This window comes from Nocardioides marmorisolisilvae (assembly GCF_031656915.1).
Taxonomy (GTDB): domain Bacteria; phylum Actinomycetota; class Actinomycetes; order Propionibacteriales; family Nocardioidaceae; genus Marmoricola; species Marmoricola terrisoli.
In genome coordinates, this window is record NZ_CP134227.1 from 3,369,158 (window position 1) to 3,387,395 (window position 18,238).

Consider the following 18,238-nt stretch of genomic DNA (forward strand, 5'->3'; position numbering starts at 1 on the left):
CCACGGAGGAGAATGCCGCCATGTCCGCTAGCCCTGCCCTGGCCTCTGCGAGGCGCACCGCCAAGGACGTGCTCCGGCCGTTGCGCAACCGAGTGGCCGGGCTGCTCTACGACCGCTCCACCCGCTACACGCTGCGGCTCGACGGTCGCCGCACCGTCTTCTCGACCGAGGATCCCGCCGCGCACCGCTGGTTCTATCCGCGCTACGCCTTCAACCGGCTGCACGAGAAGCCGGTCACCCGGCTGCTGGTCGACGACCTCCGGACGGCCTCCTGCTTCGCGGACGTGGGCGCCAACCTCGGCTACTACTCCTGTCTGGCCACTCAGTTCATGGCTGCCGGCGAGATCCACGCCTTCGAGATGGACCGCGACAACTTCGCGCTGCTGGAGGGAAATCTCGCCCTCAACCACGCGGTCGCGACGCCGTACGCGAACAACGTCGCGGTCAGCGACCACGCGGGCTCGGTGCGCTACTCACGCCGTCCGGACCTCAACCACCCAGCGCTGAGTCTCTACAACCCGTGGCCCGGCGAGGGGGAGGTCGAGGTGGAGGTCCCCGCGATCACGCTGGACGACTACTTCGCTGACCGGCCGAAGCCGGACGTGCTCAAGATGGACATCGAGGGCGCCGAGGTCGACGCGCTGCGCGGGATGACCACGCTGCTGCCCGACCTGCGCCGGCTCTACCTGGAGGTGCACCCGGAGAACCTCGCCCTGGCCGGCCAGTCGCCGTCCGACGCGCTCGCTCTGCTGGCGCCGCACTTCCGGATCTTCGTGATCTCGGGCCACCGCGCTCAGGGTGCCGGCCATCTCACCGAGATCGACCCGACAGCGCCCCTGGGCGGCAACTCGATGCTGCTGGCCACCCGCGACTGAGCCGCGGCCTCAGTAGACCAGCGCCTGGGCGTCGTCGGCGAGCACCTCCTCGGCGAACACCGCCGCTCCGGCGATCCGCACCCCGGGCAGTACGTCGGCCTCGCCGATCTCCCGTCGGGCCGCGCACTGGCCGCAGACGGTCAGCCGCCCGTGCTCGATCACCACGTCGCGCAACTGGTCCAGCGGGGTGGCCAGTCGCAGGTCGAACTCCTCGGCGCGGCCGGGCACGCCGTACCAAGCGGCTTCGCCGGTCAGCCACAAAGACACCTCGGCGCCGGCGGCCGCTGCTGACGCGGCGACGGTGAAGGCCTGGTTGCACCGCTCGGCGTCCTCGGCCCCGCAGGTGCACTTGATCACCAGATTGCGCATGCCCGGAGCCTATGCTGAACGGCATGGAAGCGTTCTTCGTCCTCGCCCTCGCCGCCGTGCTGCTCGGGGTCGCCGCGCTGGCGGTGGCCGGCCTGGTGCTGGTGCTCAGCCTGCGCGGCCGCAGCGGCCGTGACGGCCAGGAAGCCTGACCCGTGCCGTTCGAGATCCCGGAGAACATCCACCCGAACTGCGCCCGGTTGGCCTGGCTGATCGGGACCTGGGCCGGCAACGGCCACGGCGAGTACGACGGCATCGAGCCCTTCCAGTTCGGCCAGGAGCTGATCTTCCAGCAGGACGGTCGACCGTTCATCCACTACCTCGCGCGGGCCTGGATCGTCGACGCGGAGGGCAACCACGTCCGCGAGGCGGCCCAGGAGACCGGGTTCATCAGGCCCCAGGAGGACGGCCACCTCGAGGTGGTGCTGGCCCACAACACCGGCATCGTCGAGGTGTGGGACGGCGAGATCCACCCCGACCAGCCCCGCTTCGAGATCGTCACCGACGCCGTCGTACGCACCGCCACCGCTCGGGAGTACGTCGGTGGCAAGCGGCTCTACGGCTACGTCGACGGCGACCTGCTCTACGCCTTCGACATGGCTGCGGAGGGCAAGGAGCTGCAGCCGCACACCCACGCCCAGCTCAAGCGCCAATGACCCCCCACCCGGCCCCTGAGCCCCCGCCCCCTGGTCAGTCGACCCCTGAGCCTGTCGAAGGGCCCCCGACCCCTGAGCCTGTCGAAGGGCCCCCGACCCCTGAGCCACCGGTCCCTGAGCCCCCGACCCCTGAGCCTGTCGAAGGGCCCCCGACCCCTGAGCCTGTCGAAGGGTGGCAGCAGCGGCTGCGCGATTCCGGCCACCGCCTCACCCCCCAGCGCGAGCTGGTCCTGGCCGCGGTGGAGAAGCTGCGGCACGCCACCCCCGACCAGGTGTACGCCGAGGTCCGCGAGCACTCCGAGTCGATCAACCTGTCCACCGTCTACCGCACCCTGGAGCTGCTCGACGAGCTCGGGCTGATCCGGCACGCCCACCTGTCCGACCGCGCCCCGACCTACCACTCGGCGACCGGTCACGAGCATGCCCACCTGATCTGCCGGAACTGCCGCACCGTGGTCAGCGTCTCCCGGGAGCGCGCCGCCGAGGCCCTGGACCCGTTGGCGCGCGAGCACGGCTTCACTCCCGACTACGGCCATCTGACCGTGTTCGGCCTGTGCTCGAAGTGTCGCGAGGCCTGAGCCTGTCGACCCCTGAGCCTGTCGAAGGGTGCCGCGCTGTGGTGCCATCCGGTGACACCAGAGAGCGGCACTAGCGTTCAGCCGAGGGGGCAGCCCGGGCCGCAAGGGCGGGCGTCGACCGGGATGCCTGCACGACGCATCACCGCCACGAGCCGGGCCGCGGTGCGGCAGGGCCGACCGAACACCTGGCCCCAGGTGAGCCGGATGGTGACCCGCCCGTCGGCAGCACCGTCGAGATCGCGGTCGAAGTCCCGGTCGCGCGCGGTGGCGCTGTCGTGGAAGAACCGGCCGTCGAGCTCGACGATCACCCGGTGGTACTCGACGTCGCGGTAGATCACGCCGAGGCGCCCACGGTCAGGTCGCTGCCGCCGCCCGCAGGGCAACCCGTGGGGGCGCTCGACCCCGGTGAGATAGCTGTGCTCGAGCGCGGAGCAGGCACCGCCGGCAATGTCGGCGAGGACCGCGGCGATCCAGGCCCGCCGGGGTAGTCGCCGTCGGTCTTCGAGTGCCGCCAGCAGTCGCGCCGCGGAGGTACGACGCGTCTGCACCGCCCCGGCGAGGATCGCGACTGCGTCGAGGTCCGAGCCCGCACCGGCGGCCTCGTCGAGGACCGCCTCCTCATAACGGACGCGCGGTGGGCTCGTGTGCCAGTGGGCCTTGGTGGCGAGGTCGGTCAGGTGATGCACGCGTACGCCGGGAGGCGCGACCAGGCCCGTCCGGTGTCGATCGACGCCGACATGGATCACCCGCTCGGTGTCGTCACCGAAGTGGATCGCCGATACCCCGCACAGCGCGGCCGGCCACGCCCAGAGCACCGCTGCCCAGGCTCGTTGCAGCCAGGTCAACGGGCCGGTGTGCTCGACGTACACGCCCCGGTGCACCCGCACCCACTCGCGCCGCCGCAGCAGGCGCCGTATGTCGTGGGCAGCCAGTCCCGCAGCCCGGGCCTGGGCGCGCGAGATGACGCCGGACTGGGCGTCGAGATGTGCTCTGACCACGCGGGCGGGCTCGGAGCTGGGATGCATCGGGTCAGGCTGCTCCCTGCACGGGCCTGAGCGCGACCGACCGCCGTGACCCTGTGGAGCGCGCCGTGAGAGGGCCGGTTGTGGATACAACGGTCGACCCCTGAGCCTGTCGACCCCTGAGCCTGTCGACCCCTGAGCCGGGTCGACCCCTGAGCCTGTCGAAGGGTGCCGCGCTGTGGTGCCATCCGGTGACACCACAGAGCGGCAAAGCGGCAAAGATGAGCGAGAAATCTTCCGGCGCGGCGAGGATTAGACGCTTTGCGGCGGGGGAACACTGGATGGCATGTGGATCCTCGCTGTGGCCCTCCTCGCGTGGCTGGCGTTCTCGCCGGCGCTCGCGGTGGCGGTGGGTCGCTGCATCGCCAAGGGCGAAGAGCTTGAGCCGAGGCACACTGCCCAACGAGCTGTCCGGGCGCGGGCGGGCGCGGGCCAGGTTCACGCCGCAGGCTGAGCTCTCAAGAGATTCGTCACCACGCCCACCGGACTTGGTGCGGCTGGCGATACTTGCGGTCATGGACGCACACCGCCCCGGCGGCTCGGCATGATCGCCGGGCTCACGTTGGTCGCCCTGGTCCTGCTCGCCGCGACGCCGGCCAGAGCCGGGCGGCGCGGGGCCCTTTGGCTGGCGGCGGTCTCGGTCCTCTGGCTGCTCGTCAACGGACCCATGGAGGGCGCTGTGCTGTGGGCACCGTTCGCCACTCACGGCCTCACCGCCGGGGACCTCGCCGGTCTCGCCGGCCTGGCCCTCGCCGCCGCCCGCTGGCGGCGCTCCGTCCCCGAGAACCCGGCCTCCGACACGTCGGCCCCTGAGACGAAGGTCCCTGAGCCTGTCGAAGGGCCCTGAGACGAAGGTCCCTGAGCCTGTCGAAGGGCCCTGAGCCGCGGTCCCTGAGGCTGTCGGCCCCTGAGCTTGTCGAAGGGCCCTGAGCCGCGGTCCCTGAGGCTGTCGGCCCCTGAGCTTGTCGAAGGGCCCTGAGCCGCGGTCCCTGAGCCTGTCGAAGGGCCGCGGCCCCACCGATGACGCGTTGCCCGCTCCCCGTCCCCACCAGCCCCCTCGGCAGCAGCGAGTGACCCGACGTCCCACGGGTTGGCCCAGCGCGGCACACTGGGCGGCATGGACAGCCTGTCGCCCCTTCTCGCGCTGCCCGACGCGGTGTCCGGCAACGGCATCGACGCACCCGTCGCCGCGCATTACGGCTCGTTCAATGGCGAGCAGCGGATCCTGGAGTCCGGTGACGGCTTCGTCGACCTCTCCCATCGCGGGGTCATCCGGGTCAGTGGGCCGGACAGGCTGACCTGGCTGCACAGCCTGACCACGCAGCAGTTCGAAGGTCTTCGGCCGGGCGTGCCGGTGCAGGCCCTGGTGCTCTCCCCGCAGGGACACGTGGAGCACGAGATGCGCGGCGTCGACGACGGCGAGGCGTTCACCGCGCACGTCGAGCCGGGCCGGGCCGCCGCGCTGGTGGCGTTCCTGGACTCGATGCGCTTCATGATGCGGGTCGAGGTCGCCGACGTGACCGAGGAGATCGCGGTCGGCTGGCGGCCCACCGCCCCTCCGGTGGCCGAGGGGCGCGCGCCGGGGAACCGGCCGGGCAAGTACGACTTCGTGCCCCGCGACCAGCTTCGCGAGTACGCCGAGGCAGCGGCCCCGGCCTGTGGCCTGTGGGCGTTCGAGGCGCTGCGGATCGCCCGGGGGGAGCCACGGTTCGGCATCGACACAGACGAGCGCACGATCCCCAACGAGGTGGGCTGGGTCGCGGCCGACGCAAGCAGCGCGGTCCATCTGGATAAGGGCTGCTATCGCGGCCAGGAGACCGTTGCCCGAGTGCACAACCTGGGCCGGCCGCCGCGGCGGCTGACCCTGCTGCAGTTGGACGGCTCGGAGAACAGGCTGCCCGCCCAGGGCGCGCCGGTGGAGCTGCCCGAGGGGGGCAAGGTGGTCGGGGTCGTGGGCTCCTCCGCCCGTCACCACGAGCTCGGCCCGATCGCGCTGGCCCTGGTCAAGCGCAGCGTGCCGACCGACACCGATCTGCAGACCGACGGGCTGGTCGCCGCTCAGGAGGTCGTGGTCGACCCCGAGGTCGGTCTGCACGTGAGACCGCTGCGCGGCTGACGACCGGTCGACTACCGTTGACTCCCATGACCGCCGCCGATGCCGACGCGTTCGCCGAGAGCCTGGAGTCCGAGACTCGGCCATGGGGGTCGTGGCACGTCGTCGACGTCGATGAGGGCTACAAGATCAAGCGCATCCATGTCACACCTGGAGCGCGGCTGTCGCTGCAGACCCACGAGCACCGCTCCGAGCACTGGGTGGTGGTCCGAGGCGCCGCGACCTGCACCGTGGACGGTGTGGTGCGGACGGCCCGGGCCGGTGAGTCGATCGACGTCCCGCAGGGCGCCCAGCACAGGCTGGCGAACGACGGTGACGAGGAGCTCGTGATCGTCGAGGTGCAGCTGGGCAGCTATACCGGCGAGGACGACATCTGCCGCATCGAGGACGACTACGGCCGATAGGCCTCGGGCACGGCCGGGTCGGTGTTGTGCATGACCTCGCCGAGTTGGCCGGCTCCCTCAGCGGTCAGCTGTGTGCGGACTTCTTGGCGCGCTTGGCGCGCTTGGCCTCCTGCTTGGCCAGTTCCTTGGCCTCGCGCTTCTGCTTGCGGGTCGGCTTGATGTCCGCGGCGTCCGGTGCGTAGCCGTATCCGTATCCATAGCCGTATCCGTAGCCGTACTTCCCGCGGATACCGCGCTTGCGCGGGACCATGTTCATGATCACGCCCAGCGGAGCGGCGTCGACGCCGTGCAGCCGCTCGACGGCGCCGGTGACCTGGTCCTTGGTGGTCTTGCCGTGCCGGACCAGCAGCAGCGCGCCGTCGGCCTCGGCGGAGAGCAATGCGGCGTCGGTCACCGGCAGCAGCGGCGGAGCGTCGATGATGACGATGTCGTAGCGGCGGCGCAGGTCGATGAGCAGGTCGCGCATCGCGTTGCTCTGCAGCAGCTCGGCCGGGTTGGGCGGCACCGCGCCGGCGGTGATGACCTTGAGCCCGGAGGGCTGGTGCTCTTGCAGTGCCTCATAGATCTTGATCTCGCCGACGAGCAGGGTGGTCAGGCCGACCGCGCTCTCCAGGCCGAGGAGCTGGCCGACCTGGGGACGCCGCAGATCGGCGTCGAGCAGCAGCACGCTCTTCTTCGCCTCGGCCAGCGCGATCGCGATGTTCACCGCCGTGGTCGACTTGCCCTCGTTGGGCACCGAGCTGGTCACCACCAGCGCCTTGCTGTCGGAGTCGACATCGAGGAACTGCAGGTTGGTGCGCAGCACGCGGAACGACTCGGCGCGTGGCGCATGCGAGGCGAGCGAGCTGATCAGCGGCTGCTTGTGCACCTCGGGGTCGTGCGGCAACGACGCGAGCAGGGGGACGTCGTTGAACCCGTGCACCTCGTGGATGTTCTTGACCGAGGTGTCCAGGATCTCCCGAAGCACGGCCAGGCCGAAGCCGAGCAGCAGGCCGAGCACCAGACCGAGTCCGACATTGCGGGTCGGCTTGGGCGAGACCGGAGAGGTCGACAGCGAAGGGGGATCGACGACGGAGACCTTCAGCAGCGGGTGCTTGCCGCCGGGCGGGGTCTCGAGGTCGCCCACCATGGACTTCAGCTGGGTGACCACGGCACCGTTGATGCGCTGAGCCTGGGTCGCGCTCGGGTCGGTCACGGTGATGTTCAGCAGCACGGTGTTGGGCACTGCGCTGGCGCTGATCATCCCGGACAGTTCGCCGGCGCTCAGATGCAGACCGAGCTGGTCGACCACGCGCTGGGCCAGCTCGAGGCCGTTCATCATGTCGGCGTAGGACGCCACCCGCTGCTGGGAGAAGAGGCCGCCCTGATAGGCCTCCGCGGAGGTGTCCGGCGAGGTGGACACGAAGACCCGCGCGGTCGAGGCGTACTGCGGCGTCGTCGTCACGGTGAGCGCGACGGCCGCACCGACCGCGATGATCGCGGTCAGCGCGATCAGCAGCCACCGCCTCCGAGCGATGCGGAGGTAGTCACGAAGTTCCACGGAGGAGTCCCCTGCCGAGATCGGAGTCAGGCGGCCCGGGCGGGCCTCGGAAAGCCTAAGACATCAGACCCCGCCCATGGGCCCGATGCTGGAAACTGATCGGAGACCACCAGTTCCCCAGTCTTGTCAGTGTCGTGCCCGTCGGTGCAGTACGCTGACGTCGCTCGGTCCAGAACATCCGGATTGTCCAAGTTTGATTTTTGCCTGTTGGGGTGAGTTGCTTGATCAAGAAGTTTGCGCTGCTGCCGGTTGCCGCACTGATCCTCGCCGGCCTGGTGGCCGCGGGTCCGGCACAGGCCGCGACCGTCTCGCCCTACCCAGGCACCGTGCGCACCCACGTCAAGGTGCACGTCAATCATCACAAGAAGGTACGTCGCCACCACACTTCGGCAAAGCTGCGTCCCCGCGTCCACATCGCCGTGTCCGGGAACGCCGAGCCTCGCGGCCACGTGGTGGTCAAGGTCTTCCGCTACCGCGCGCACCGCACGCCGCACTGGAAGAACGTGCGGACCCAGGTCGCGCCCTACCGAGGCAGCACCCGACACGTGAGCCTCGGTCGGTTCCGCCCAGGCAAGTTCCGAGTCGTGGTGAAGTACCTCCCGAGGAACGGGTCGGTCTACAAGCACTCCAAGCACACGACGCGCGTGACGATCAGCAAGTAGTCCGCACGGACCGCTGCCTTCACCGATCCACGAAACTGACCTGAATGAGCCGCCTCCTGCCTGCGCGTCGACGCAGGCTGGGGGCGGCTCTGGTCGTCGTGGTGCTGGCTGGACTTGGCTACTACGCCTGGCTCGGGCTGAGCGTCCGCGCCGAACTGCACAGTGCCGAGCATCAGGCCGGCACCCTGAAGTCGGCGCTGGCCGCCGGTGACCAGGCCCGGGCCAGCCGGAGCCTGGCCGACTTCAGCCGGTCAGTGAGCGCGTCGCGCGGGCACACCTCCTCGCTGGGCTGGCGACTGCTGGACCACCTGCCCTTCGTCGGTGATGACACCAGGGCTGTGGCGACCGTGTCCGCAGTGGGGGCGGAGGTGGCCGATCAGGCGCTGGCGCCGATCGTGCACCGCGTGGACGGGGGCCTTGCTCAGCAGCTCGCGCCGCACCACGGCAGGCTCGACCTCACCGCGATGACCCGACTGCGACCCGTGCTCGACGAGGCGTCGAGGTCACTGGATCACGCCACCGCTCAGCTGGGTCGAGTGAACGTTGCGGGTCTCACTGGATGGGTGCGGGGACCCTTCGAGCAGCTCACCGGGCAACTGCGCACCGCCGACACCGGCGTCGGCGCCGCGGCCCGTGCCACCCGGATCGCTCCGGCGATGCTCGGCGCCGAGGGTCCGCGCAGCTACCTGATGCTCTTCGACAACAACGCCGAGATCCGGTCCACCGGCGGCATCCCCGGCGCCTGGGCGGTGCTGCATGCCGATCATGGGCGGCTGACCATGGGGCGACAAGGTTCAGCCGGGGAGTTCGGCGAGTTCACGCGCCCGGTGCTCCCACAGAGCAAGGCCGAACGTCGGCTCTACGGCGTGCAGGCGGCGACGTACTTCCAGGACGTCAACTTCACCCCGGACTTCCCGCGCACGGCCGCGCTTGCCCGGGCGATGTATGCGAAGAGGTACGGCGGTCACGTCGACGGCGTGCTCAGCATGGACGCGGTGACGCTCGGCTATCTGCTTCGCGCGACCGGACCCGTGACCGTCCACGGCACCACCCTGACCTCGGGCAACGCCACCGGCCTGCTGCTCAACGGGGTCTACCGGCGGTTCCCGACGAACGCGGGCCAGGACGCGTTCTTCCGGGCAGTGGCCAAGGCGGTCTTCGGCAAGGTCTCCGCCGGCGGCGCCGCGCCGGCCAAGCTGATCCCAGCGCTCGCTCAATCGGTCGCCGAGGGCCGCACCTACCTGCACTCCTTCGCGCCGAGCGTGCAGGCCGTGCTCGACCCGACCAGGATCGCCGGTCGGGTGGACGCCGCGTCCGATGTGCACCCGCGGGTGGGCATCTATCTGAGCGACGCGACCGGGTCGAAGATGTCCTACTTCCTTCGCACGCACACGTCGGTGCGCGCCACCTCCTGTCGGGGTGAGCAGCAGGTGATGGCCGGCCGAGCCGACTTCCACATGCTCACCCCCGCCCCGGGCAGCCTCACGAGGTACATCACCGGAGGTGGGCACTACGGCACGCCGTCTGGCCAGCAGCTGGTCCTCGCCCGTATCTACGGTCCGGCGGGCGGTGCGCTCAGCGACTTCCGGATCGGCGGGAAACGGATCGCCGCGGAGCAGACTGTCGATCAGGGGCGTCCGGTGGCCACCCTGGTGGTGCAGCTGCACGGTGGTCAGACGGTGCGCGCAGACTGGACGATGCGCAGTGGTCCCGGCCAGCACCGGGCCGTCATCGTGACCCAGTCGCCGGGCATCGTCGCCGCCGCCGCGGTCCGGGAGTTCCCTCCCGCCTGTTGACCATCAGCAGCGCGACCTCAGCCGCCGGCCCTCCACCAGTAGCCCACGGTGTCCTCGCCCTCGGCCTCCTCGTCCTCCGACCCCTGAGCGTCCGGCCCCTGAGCATCCGACCCCTGAGCTTGTCGAAGGGCCTCGGACTCCGGTCCCTGAGCTTGTCGAAGGGTCTGAGCACGCCGAGCCTGACGCCGCCCCTTGCGGTCCCGCTTGCGTCGGCGGGCTGAGCCCGGATCGGTCGAACTCGTCGGCGCAGAGTCCTCGGATGTTGCCGGCGCTTCCGGACTTTCCTGGGTCTCGGCCGTTTCCTCGTCCGGCTCGGACCCATCGTCCGCAGCGTCCTCGTGCTCGAGCACGTCGAAGGAAGCACGCGCGTGCCGACGCGAAACCCTCGGACTATTGGCAGGCGAGGGGCTGTCCTCGCTCGCGGAGGCCCCTGAATCCTCGTCGGAGTCGGGCTCCTCCGAGCCCTCGTCGCGAACGTCGTCGCCGGCCGAGATATCGGCGTTGCTCTCCTCGTCGATCACGGAAGGCGGGAGACCAGACGCACCCTCTTCGGAGAGCGGGGCCCCGGTCAGCGAGTCCACCTCAGTGTGCTCACCCAGGTCGCCATCGGCGGTGGACTCCTCGACCGGTGTCGCTGCGGCCCGCCGTGCATGTCGACGTCGCGCCTTCGGCACCTCCTCCGGCGCGTAGCCGTAGCCATAGCCGTATCCGTAGCCCTCACCTCCGAGCCCACGTTTGCGCGGCACCATGTTGAGGATCAGACCGAGCACGGCGGCGTCCACCTGTCCAAGCCGATCGATCGCGCCGGTGAGCTGTTCCTTGGTGGTCCGGCTGTGCCGCACCACGACCAGGGCGCCGTCAGCGAGCGACGACAGCAGCGCCGCATCGGTCACCGGCAGCAATGGCGTCGCGTCCATGATGACGATGTCGAAGCGGGCCCGCAGATTGGCGAGCAGGTCGTGCATCGCCTGGGTCTGCAGCAGTTCGGCGGGGTTGGGCGGGACTGCGCCGGAGGTGAGCACTCGCAGACCCGACTGGGAGTGCACCTGGAGCGCGTCGTCGAGATCGACGTCGCCGACGAGCAGGGTGGTCAGGCCGACCGCGTTCTCCAGACCGAGCATCGTCGCCACCTGCGGCCGGCGCAGGTCGCCGTCCACGAGCAGGACGCTCTTGCCGGCATTCGCGAGCGCGATGGCGATGTTGGTCGCGGTGGTCGACTTGCCCTCGCCAGGCACCGAGCTGGTGACCACGAAGACCTTGCTGGTCGAGTCGACGTCGAGGAACTGCAGGTTGGTGCGCAGCACCCGGAACGCCTCGGACCGGGCCGCGTGGGGGGGCAGTCCGCTGATCAGCGGGTGCTTGTGCACGTCGCTGTCCAGGGCGAGGCCGGCCAGCAGCGGCACGTCCTCCAGGCCGTGCAGCGCCCGCGGGTCCTTGACCGTGGTGTCGAGAACCTCCCGCAGTACGGCGATGCCGAAGCCGATCAGCAGCCCGAGCACCAGCGCCAGGCCGATGTTGCGGACTGGCTTGGGTGAGACCGGCGAGCTGGGCAGTCGCGGTGAGTCGACCACGGTGGCCTTGAGCAGGGGCGTCCTCTTGCCTGGGGGAGTCTCGATCTGGGCGACCATCTTCTGCAACTGATTGACGACGGCCTGGTTGATCAGCTGAGCCTGGGTCGGGCTCGGGTCCGTCACGGTGATGTCGAGCAGCACAGTGTTGGGCACCGCGTTCGCGCTGATCTTCGATGACAGCTGCGCCGGCGTCAGGTCGAGGTGAAGATCCTTGACCACCCGGCCTGCGAGCTTGAGCCCGTTCATCAGGTCGGCATACGACGTCACCCGCTGCTGGGAGAACAAGTCACCCTGGTAAGCCTCGGCTGAAGTGCCCGGAGTCGTGGAGACGAACACGGTCGAGTCGGAGGCATACTGCGGCACCACCTGCGCCGTGTAGGCCGAGGCGAGGATCGCGAACACCGCGACGGTGCCGACGATCAGCGCCCAGCGGCGCCGGGCGATGCGCAGGTAGTCCCGAAGCTCCATGCAGTCCTCTACTCCCCGTGCCGGCTAGTGTCGACGGCACCCAGCGTAGAGGGGCAGGAGTGCGGGCGACCCCTGAAGTCGTCAGATCGCGCCTTCATGAGCAGAGGCCGTCTATCGAGACTGGATCCTTGCCGGAGGTCAGACCCGGCGTCGTGGTCAGCTGCACCTGGTTGCTGGCTCCTGGGCCGAAGGAGACGCGTGCACGCAATCGCAGGGTCTGACCGGGGCGCAGCCGCACCGGCACCACCGCGACCTGGCGGTCACCGGCCGTACCGCCCGCGACGGTCTGCTGCTTGCCGTCCACGGTGATGCTCTGGATGATGCCGCTCGACGGGCCGAAGAAGCGGACGTTGAGCAGCATGTCCCGCAGCGGGCCGAACCTGCCGGGGCCGGTGACCGAGACCGGCAGCGGCTTGTGGACAGGAACCCGGGATCGCAGCGTGGTCGCCACGGTCGTGCGGACCTGGTCACCGTCGCAGCTGACGTTGGTCAGGTGGCTGTCGGTGCGCAGGTAGTACTCCAGCTTGGTCGCGGTCGCGTCATCGAGGAAGACGCCGATCTGCGGCGGACCGCTTGGATCGGTCAGCAGGCCGGCCACCGCCGTGCTGTCGATCGCCTTGGCAAGATCCGGGCGAGACGACCACGCGAGCACTCGGCGCTCATCCACGCCTCGGGCGAGCCCGCGCACCACGCCGAGCTGATCGCCCTGGCCGGCGACCACCGCGGTGAAGATCTTCCTCGCCGCCTCCGCGAAGAAGGCGTCCTGGGCCACCGGATCCGCTATGTCGAGATAGGCCTGGTTGAGCAGGATCCGCGGGGCATTGGCGGCGGTCAGGGAGGTGCCGCCATCGACCTGCACCGGACCGGTGGCGCGCAGCAGGTAGGACAGCGTGACCGGGTCGAGGGCGAAGACGCCGTCGAACTTCTGGTGGGTGCGCTGGCCGACGATGCCGGCGGCCATCTGGGCGAAGCGCGGGAAGTTGGGGTTGAAGTTGGCGTCACGCAGCTGCTTGCCCAGGTCGGAGCCGTAGAGCTCAGCCTCCTGAACGGTGGGCGGCACGGGGGCGACGGCGGGCGGATGTCGGTCCAGGTCGGCGGCAGATCCCTGTCGACCTAGGCTGACGCGACCGTGGTCGGCATGCAGCACTGCCCAGGAGCCGGCCATCCCGCCTGTGGACCTGATCTCCGCGTTGTTCTGGAAGAGCAGCAGATAATCGCGCCGCCCGTCGGCGCCTGCCGCTGCGGGCAGGGCGGCGAACGTGCGGGCAACGGTGTCGAGGGTGGCCCGAGCGGTCGTCACCCGGTCACGCACCTGGGCGACGATGGTGCCCAGGGGCGAGGTCAGTGAGCTCGGGTCGAGCCTTTCCAGGCGGGCGGCGGGGCCGTCGACGACGTCGGCGGCGCGCTGGATCGGCGGAGTGAGCTCCCGGATCCGGGCGAGTGGCAGTTGCCCGTGCCGTGGCTTCAGGGTGCCGTCGTCCACCTTGTTGGCGACGTCGATGAGGGTCGGCAGCGCGCGCTGGGCGATGGTGTCGAGGGCGGCTGCGGTGGTTTGCACCGCGGAGACGTCCCGGCCGAAGTACGGCGTCCAGGAGGCAACGTCCCAGAGCCAGCCTGCGGTGTTGCTGTGGGCTCGGGCGGTGTGAAGGCGGAGCCTGTCGGCTGTGCTGCGGGCGGTGGTGAGGTCACCCTGTGTGAGCTGGCTCTGCAACTGGTGGGCCTCGGTGCGGGCGGTCTCAAGATCGGAGCGGGCCCGCAGCGCCTCATAGGCGAAGACGGCGGCGAAGAGGATGAGGACCAGGACGAGCAGGCCCAGGACGCGCCACACCCCCGGGCGGAGGAGCTTCGAGGCAGAGCGCTCGGGCCCCTCGCCCGGGGGTGTGGTCAACGCGATCCTGGGTCAGGCGTGGGTGGTCCGACGGCGGGTGTAGAGCACCGTGCCGGCTCCGGCGACCAGGAGGGCGAGCCCGCCACCGAGGATGCCGAGGTTGGGGCCACCGGTGTTCGGCAGTCCGCCACCGCTGTTCGTGGCCGCGCCCTGACCGGACGGGTGCACCACGATCTTGACCGATCGGGTCACGACATCCTTGGGCACCATCACGGCGTTGCCGGCGTGGCCGGCGATCGCCCGACCGGCCACCGGGGTGCTCCCGGTGTCGCAGCTGATCGTCAGCGTGAAGACCGTGGTCTTGGTGACCGAAGGTGCCTGGAAGCTGCCGGAGAAGGACTTGCCGTTCCCGGTCTGCGTCTCACCGGCGAAGGTGGCGGTCCACTTGCAGCTCACCGCGGAGGTGGCACTGAAGTCGATGGTGGCCCCTGAGGTGACCGAGTGTGAGCTGACCGAGATGTGCAGCTGCAGTTCTGGGTAGGCCTGGGCCGATGGCGCCACCAAAAGCAGCGCGAAGGCCGAGACGAGGGCCGCCAGTAGCGGACCGAAAATTTTCTTCATGCGTACTCCCGATGGGTGGACGTGCGACTTCGGCAGCGTAGCGGGTTAGATCTGTCTTCGCGTCCGGTTTGCGAAAAAATCTCGCTCGCTGGGTTTGTCCGAAGTGTCTGGTGGGCGGAGGCCGGGGATCGCTGGCAGGCTAGCCACTCCGCGTTCTGCCAGCGACTGGGGAAGGAAGTTCCTCGAAACCGCCCCGTGAGGTGCGGCAGATCGCTAACGTTGCCGAGTCCGGCGGCCGCTTTGCCTAGCTCCGGCCCTCGTCTGTCACAGCAAGGGATCCACTCGCATGGCTTCTTTAGAGACCTCTGCAGCCCTGAGGTCTGTTGGGTCGATATCTGCCGACGAACGGCCCATCTGCGCCGGACGTTGGCGAGAGCAGTACTCGACGCGCCTGTTTGCCCAGGACGCTATTGTGCTGGCCGTCGTCATGGTCGCGGCCCTGTACGCGCGATTCGGATTCGACTCGTCGAAGACGACGCACGGGCCATTCTCGGTTTCCTACAGCGCCCTAGGCGTCACACTCGCCCTGGTGTGGATGGCCACACTCCAGGTATTCGGAAGCCGTGATGCCCGGATCGTCGGCGACGGCCCCTTGGAGTACCAGCGGGTTGCACTCTCGACGATGATGGTTTTTGGGTGCTTGGCGATCGTCTCAGTAATCTTCAAGATGGATATGTCGCGTGGATACCTCGCGATTGCCTTTCCAGGGGGCTTGGTCGCGCTGCTACTGGTGCGCAAGGGAAACCGGATCTGGCTTCGGCGCCGCCGTGCGCGGGGTGATGCCCTGACCTCCGTGCTCATCATCGGGGGACCGGGCTCGGCACTGGAGATTGCGAACTGCTTTGCACGAACGCCGGCTGCAGGCATGCGCGCCGCGGGCTTGTGGGTGCCTGTCGGCGACATCGAGCTCGAGCAGGTCCCCTGGGCCACGGAGCGTGGACTCGCTGTGTTCGGTCCAACTGCCACGCTCACCGAAGCGCTCGCTGAGAGCAGTGCGACCATGGTGATCGTCACGGACTCCGAGCATGTCGGCCACCGCGGTTTGAAGGAGTTAGCGTGGACGCTCGCAGCCTCCGACGTCGACCTGATGGTGTCGCCGAACGTGGTCGACGTGACCAATGGCCGGCTCCAACTTACGGCGGTGGCCTCGATGCCGTTTCTCCACATCGATGAGCCGCAATACGAGGCCGCAGCGGCCTGGCCCAAACTGATCTTCGACAAGGTAGGCGCGGCGGTCCTGCTCGTCGCCGTAGCGCCGATCTTATTGGCGACTGCCCTGGCGATAAAGCTGGGTAGCAGGGGCCCAGTGTTCTACATGCAGGAGCGTGTTGGTCGCGACGGAGTCCCTTTCCGCATGATCAAATTCCGGTCTATGAACGTCGGCGCGGATGCCGAGTTGCGATCATTGCTTGCCGCGACGGGCCAGGCCGATCAACCTCTGGGCAAACTGCAGGAGGATCCGCGAGTCACGCGTGTCGGCCGATTTATTCGCCGGTACTCGATTGACGAACTGCCTCAACTCTTCAACGTCGTCAAGGGCGACATGAGCCTGGTGGGCCCGCGTCCGCAGCGCGACTTCGAGGTAGAGATGTATGACGACGTGGCCCATCGGCGCCTGCGCGTGCGGCCGGGCATGACGGGACTGTGGCAGGTGTCTGGGCGCTCTGACCTTTCATGGGACGATGCGATCGGGCTCGACACTCATTATGTAGAGAACTGGTCAATGACCTCCGATGTCGTAATCCTCCTGAAGACGCTCCGTGCCGTCATCGGCACCGATGGCGCCTACTGAGGTTGCCCCCCCCTGGTTCCATTTGTAGCGCGCAAATGACCTGCCACCTTGCTCTTTTCAGAAAGAATCATAAGTGTACGACGTTGATATTTTGATCGTTACCTATCGCGCAGCCGAGGCTGCTGAACGGTGCCTTAAGTCTGTTCTTAATGCGACCCTACAATCCGACCTCAGCTATCGCGTGACGGTGCTCGACAACGCTAGCGGAGACGGCACGGCCGAGCGTCTAAACTCCGCATTCCCGACCGTCGAAGTTGTCGCCCGAAGAACGAATGGCGGCTTCGGTTTGGCGTGCAACGAGGGCGTAAACCGTACAAGTGGCGATTACATTCTCATGCTAAATCCAGACACGGAGATTACGCCTGGAGTTATCGAACACATGGTCGAGGTCTTGAGGATTCACAGCGAGGTGGGTATCGCCGGTCCACGCCTCGTCCGATTGGATGGCTCAATTGACCATGCGGCAAAGCGCAACTCACCGGGACCGCGTGCTGCACTGCGCTATATGGTCGGGAAGCAACTTGGAGCAGATTGGACCTCAGACTATTTGGCGCCCGACGTGGACGAATACGCGTTCGGTTACGTCGACGCAATCAATGGTGCATTCATGATAATGCGCCGCAAGGACCTTACGTCCGTCGGTCTCTTCGACGAGCGCTATTGGATGTATGGGGAAGACCTTGACCTGTGCCGCCGTTTTCGCCGCAACGGTCTGAAAGTCGCATACGACGGCCGCGTTACCGCGGTTCACCTAAAAGGAGCCTCATCCGGTCAGCACCGATCGATGAGGGTCAATTGGCACTTCCATCGGTCCATGTGGATATACTTTCGAGACGAGTCGCCGGCTCCGGGCCGATTCGTATCGGCGCTCGTAGCTGCAGGCATCTTGGCGCACTGGGCGTTTACGTCCTTGCGGGGGATCCTCGCACTCGCGAAATCACAAGCGATGCAGCATAACCTGACGATCAGCTCCGGGACCCACGGTGCGTAGACGCTTCGCTAATTCTAAGAACCCATTCCTGAGGAAGGGTGAGTCTGTTGCCACACGGACCCTTAAGCGAGCCCTCCAAGCCGTTGCGCCGGGCACATTTCAACCCCTCCCCGCGATCCTAGTCAACTCGCTTCCTAAGAGCGGGACGCATCTACTTACCCAGGTCATCGAAGGTCTCCCGAGCGCGGGTGACTGGGGCGAATTCTTTGTGTCGACACCTTCCCTTACGATGCACGAGATTCCGCCGCGCAAAATGGGCCCAAGGTTGCGTCGCATTGCGCCCGGTGAAGTTGCGAAGGGCCATCTGTTCTGGGAACAGGAATATGCAGAATCGCTGGTCGGGATGAATGTCGTCACCTATTTTGTCTATCGGGACCTTAGGGACGTGGTGGCGTCGGAGGCGTACTATCTCGCCGAAATGAACCGGTATCATAGAATGCATCGGGTGTACTCCGCCCTGTCGCTCGAGGATCGTTTAATGCTAAGTATATGCGGAAGCGATGACCTTACTCGCCAAGGTATCTTTTACCCTAGTATCAATGAGCGCTTTCGGCGCTATGCAGGATGGCTTGATTCGCCCAATACACTCGCGGTTCGGTATGAGGACCTTCAGGGTGATCGTTTGGAGACGACCATCGCGCGAGTCGTCGAGCACTACTTGCGAGCCTGCGACTCCACCACAAGGAGACAACTCGAAGGAGACCGACTCCACCGTAAGTGTCTGGATTCAATAGATCCCGCGCGATCGCACACATTTAGGTCAGGGAAGCGCGGAGGTTGGCGATCGGAGTTCAACGAGCGGCACGTTCGGGCCTTCAAAGCCGTGGCGGGCGACCTGCTAGTCGAGTTAGGCTACGAGTCCGACACAGAATGGGTGGTGGCTCCGGGGTGACACTCGCAACCCGCACGGACAGTCGCCGCACTCCGGGCAGCGTTGCGCGCCGGGCGAACGCAA

Annotated in this window: 18 protein-coding genes; 12 read left to right on the top strand and 6 right to left on the bottom strand. The window is 67.9% G+C overall.

Features of this window, described 5'->3' with window-relative positions; all coding sequences use genetic code 11:
* The first annotated feature begins 20 nt into the window (after nucleotides 1-20).
* On the top strand, nucleotides 21-875 hold the full coding sequence (locus Q9R13_RS16245; RefSeq protein WP_310962217.1) for an FkbM family methyltransferase: 855 nt from the start codon (nucleotides 21-23) through the stop codon (nucleotides 873-875).
* Between the two features lie 9 nt (nucleotides 876-884).
* Here Q9R13_RS16245 and Q9R13_RS16250 read toward each other — a convergent pair whose 3' ends face one another.
* Nucleotides 885-1,244, bottom strand: coding sequence for a DsrE family protein (locus Q9R13_RS16250; protein WP_310962218.1), 360 nt, complete (start codon nucleotides 1,242-1,244; stop codon nucleotides 885-887).
* A 23-nt stretch (nucleotides 1,245-1,267) separates the two neighbouring features.
* Here Q9R13_RS16250 and Q9R13_RS16255 point away from each other — a divergent pair, with 23 nt between their 5' ends.
* The 3 genes from Q9R13_RS16255 (at nucleotide 1,268) to Q9R13_RS16265 (ending at nucleotide 2,475) form a co-directional block, all read left to right on the top strand.
* Nucleotides 1,268-1,393 carry a hypothetical protein gene (locus Q9R13_RS16255; protein ID WP_310962219.1) on the top strand — a complete coding sequence of 42 codons (126 nt, stop codon included), beginning with the start codon at nucleotides 1,268-1,270 and terminating at the stop codon, nucleotides 1,391-1,393.
* A 3-nt stretch (nucleotides 1,394-1,396) separates the two neighbouring features.
* Nucleotides 1,397-1,897 carry a heme-binding beta-barrel domain-containing protein gene (locus Q9R13_RS16260; protein ID WP_310962220.1) on the top strand — a complete coding sequence of 167 codons (501 nt, stop codon included), beginning with the start codon at nucleotides 1,397-1,399 and terminating at the stop codon, nucleotides 1,895-1,897.
* A 185-nt stretch (nucleotides 1,898-2,082) separates the two neighbouring features.
* Nucleotides 2,083-2,475, top strand: coding sequence for a transcriptional repressor (locus Q9R13_RS16265; RefSeq protein ID WP_310965107.1), 393 nt, complete (start codon nucleotides 2,083-2,085; stop codon nucleotides 2,473-2,475).
* Between the two features lie 77 nt (nucleotides 2,476-2,552).
* Here Q9R13_RS16265 and Q9R13_RS16270 read toward each other — a convergent pair whose 3' ends face one another.
* The gene (locus Q9R13_RS16270; protein ID WP_310962221.1) at nucleotides 2,553-3,500 is read right to left on the bottom strand and encodes a type IV toxin-antitoxin system AbiEi family antitoxin domain-containing protein; all 948 of its coding nucleotides are present in this window, start codon (nucleotides 3,498-3,500) and stop codon (nucleotides 2,553-2,555) included.
* A gap of 541 nt (nucleotides 3,501-4,041) precedes the next feature.
* Between Q9R13_RS16270 and Q9R13_RS16275 the strand changes: the two genes are divergently transcribed.
* From Q9R13_RS16275 to Q9R13_RS16285, 3 genes are all read left to right on the top strand, one after another.
* Nucleotides 4,042-4,344 carry a hypothetical protein gene (locus Q9R13_RS16275; RefSeq protein WP_310962222.1) on the top strand — a complete coding sequence of 101 codons (303 nt, stop codon included), beginning with the start codon at nucleotides 4,042-4,044 and terminating at the stop codon, nucleotides 4,342-4,344.
* Between the two features lie 270 nt (nucleotides 4,345-4,614).
* Nucleotides 4,615-5,613: a CAF17-like 4Fe-4S cluster assembly/insertion protein YgfZ gene (gene ygfZ / locus Q9R13_RS16280; RefSeq protein WP_310962223.1), complete on the top strand. Its 999-nt coding sequence runs from the start codon at nucleotides 4,615-4,617 to the stop codon at nucleotides 5,611-5,613.
* Nucleotides 5,614-5,639: 26 nt separating this feature from the next.
* Nucleotides 5,640-6,014 carry a phosphomannose isomerase type II C-terminal cupin domain gene (locus tag Q9R13_RS16285; protein WP_310962224.1) on the top strand — a complete coding sequence of 125 codons (375 nt, stop codon included), beginning with the start codon at nucleotides 5,640-5,642 and terminating at the stop codon, nucleotides 6,012-6,014.
* Nucleotides 6,015-6,078: 64 nt separating this feature from the next.
* Here Q9R13_RS16285 and Q9R13_RS16290 read toward each other — a convergent pair whose 3' ends face one another.
* Nucleotides 6,079-7,554, bottom strand: a complete 1,476-nt coding sequence (locus Q9R13_RS16290; RefSeq protein ID WP_310962225.1) for a tyrosine-protein kinase domain-containing protein — start codon at nucleotides 7,552-7,554, stop codon at nucleotides 6,079-6,081.
* 212 nt (nucleotides 7,555-7,766) lie between these two features.
* On the opposite strand from Q9R13_RS16290, the gene Q9R13_RS16295 reads away from it, so the two are divergent.
* Together Q9R13_RS16295 and Q9R13_RS16300 are read left to right on the top strand one after the other, a co-directional pair.
* Entirely contained in the window at nucleotides 7,767-8,216 is a 450-nt protein-coding gene (locus Q9R13_RS16295) for a hypothetical protein (RefSeq protein ID WP_310962226.1), read from the top strand.
* A 44-nt stretch (nucleotides 8,217-8,260) separates the two neighbouring features.
* The gene (locus Q9R13_RS16300; protein WP_310962227.1) at nucleotides 8,261-10,012 is read left to right on the top strand and encodes a DUF4012 domain-containing protein; all 1,752 of its coding nucleotides are present in this window, start codon (nucleotides 8,261-8,263) and stop codon (nucleotides 10,010-10,012) included.
* A 17-nt stretch (nucleotides 10,013-10,029) separates the two neighbouring features.
* On the opposite strand, the gene Q9R13_RS16305 is transcribed toward Q9R13_RS16300, so the two are convergent.
* From Q9R13_RS16305 to Q9R13_RS16315, 3 genes are all read right to left on the bottom strand, one after another.
* Nucleotides 10,030-12,051: a polysaccharide biosynthesis tyrosine autokinase gene (locus tag Q9R13_RS16305; protein ID WP_310962228.1), complete on the bottom strand. Its 2,022-nt coding sequence runs from the start codon at nucleotides 12,049-12,051 to the stop codon at nucleotides 10,030-10,032.
* Nucleotides 12,052-12,145: 94 nt separating this feature from the next.
* Entirely contained in the window at nucleotides 12,146-13,939 is a 1,794-nt protein-coding gene (locus Q9R13_RS16310; protein WP_310962229.1) for a DUF4012 domain-containing protein, read from the bottom strand.
* Between the two features lie 12 nt (nucleotides 13,940-13,951).
* Nucleotides 13,952-14,500, bottom strand: coding sequence for an LPXTG cell wall anchor domain-containing protein (locus tag Q9R13_RS16315; protein ID WP_310962230.1), 549 nt, complete (start codon nucleotides 14,498-14,500; stop codon nucleotides 13,952-13,954).
* A 286-nt stretch (nucleotides 14,501-14,786) separates the two neighbouring features.
* Here Q9R13_RS16315 and Q9R13_RS16320 point away from each other — a divergent pair, with 286 nt between their 5' ends.
* From Q9R13_RS16320 to Q9R13_RS20305, 3 genes are all read left to right on the top strand, one after another.
* A complete protein-coding gene (locus Q9R13_RS16320; protein WP_310962231.1) occupies nucleotides 14,787-16,292 on the top strand; it encodes a sugar transferase in 1,506 nt (501 codons plus the stop codon).
* A gap of 73 nt (nucleotides 16,293-16,365) precedes the next feature.
* Nucleotides 16,366-17,283, top strand: coding sequence for a glycosyltransferase family 2 protein (locus Q9R13_RS16325; protein ID WP_310962232.1), 918 nt, complete (start codon nucleotides 16,366-16,368; stop codon nucleotides 17,281-17,283).
* On the top strand, nucleotides 17,276-18,175 hold the full coding sequence (locus Q9R13_RS20305) for a sulfotransferase domain-containing protein (protein ID WP_397218403.1): 900 nt from the start codon (nucleotides 17,276-17,278) through the stop codon (nucleotides 18,173-18,175). Before Q9R13_RS16325 ends, Q9R13_RS20305 begins: the two co-directional genes overlap by 8 nt.
* Nucleotides 18,176-18,238: the final 63 nt, after the last annotated feature.

Excerpts from the sequence above, each read along its gene's own strand:
- Q9R13_RS16315 (WP_310962230.1), bottom strand. The coding sequence starts at position 14,500 with ATGAAGAAAATTTTCGGTCCGCTACTGGCGGCCCTCGTCTCGGCCTTC.
- Q9R13_RS16250 (WP_310962218.1), bottom strand. The coding sequence starts at position 1,244 with ATGCGCAATCTGGTGATCAAGTGCACCTGCGGGGCCGAGGACGCCGAG.
- Q9R13_RS16275 (WP_310962222.1), top strand. The coding sequence starts at position 4,042 with ATGATCGCCGGGCTCACGTTGGTCGCCCTGGTCCTGCTCGCCGCGACG.
- Q9R13_RS16270 (WP_310962221.1), bottom strand. The coding sequence starts at position 3,500 with ATGCATCCCAGCTCCGAGCCCGCCCGCGTGGTCAGAGCACATCTCGAC.
- Q9R13_RS16285 (WP_310962224.1), top strand. The coding sequence starts at position 5,640 with ATGACCGCCGCCGATGCCGACGCGTTCGCCGAGAGCCTGGAGTCCGAG.
- ygfZ (WP_310962223.1), top strand. The coding sequence starts at position 4,615 with ATGGACAGCCTGTCGCCCCTTCTCGCGCTGCCCGACGCGGTGTCCGGC.
- Q9R13_RS16320 (WP_310962231.1), top strand. The coding sequence starts at position 14,787 with ATGGCTTCTTTAGAGACCTCTGCAGCCCTGAGGTCTGTTGGGTCGATA.
- Q9R13_RS16245 (WP_310962217.1), top strand. The coding sequence starts at position 21 with ATGTCCGCTAGCCCTGCCCTGGCCTCTGCGAGGCGCACCGCCAAGGAC.
- Q9R13_RS16255 (WP_310962219.1), top strand. The coding sequence starts at position 1,268 with ATGGAAGCGTTCTTCGTCCTCGCCCTCGCCGCCGTGCTGCTCGGGGTC.
- Q9R13_RS16305 (WP_310962228.1), bottom strand. The coding sequence starts at position 12,051 with ATGGAGCTTCGGGACTACCTGCGCATCGCCCGGCGCCGCTGGGCGCTG.
- Q9R13_RS16300 (WP_310962227.1), top strand. The coding sequence starts at position 8,261 with ATGAGCCGCCTCCTGCCTGCGCGTCGACGCAGGCTGGGGGCGGCTCTG.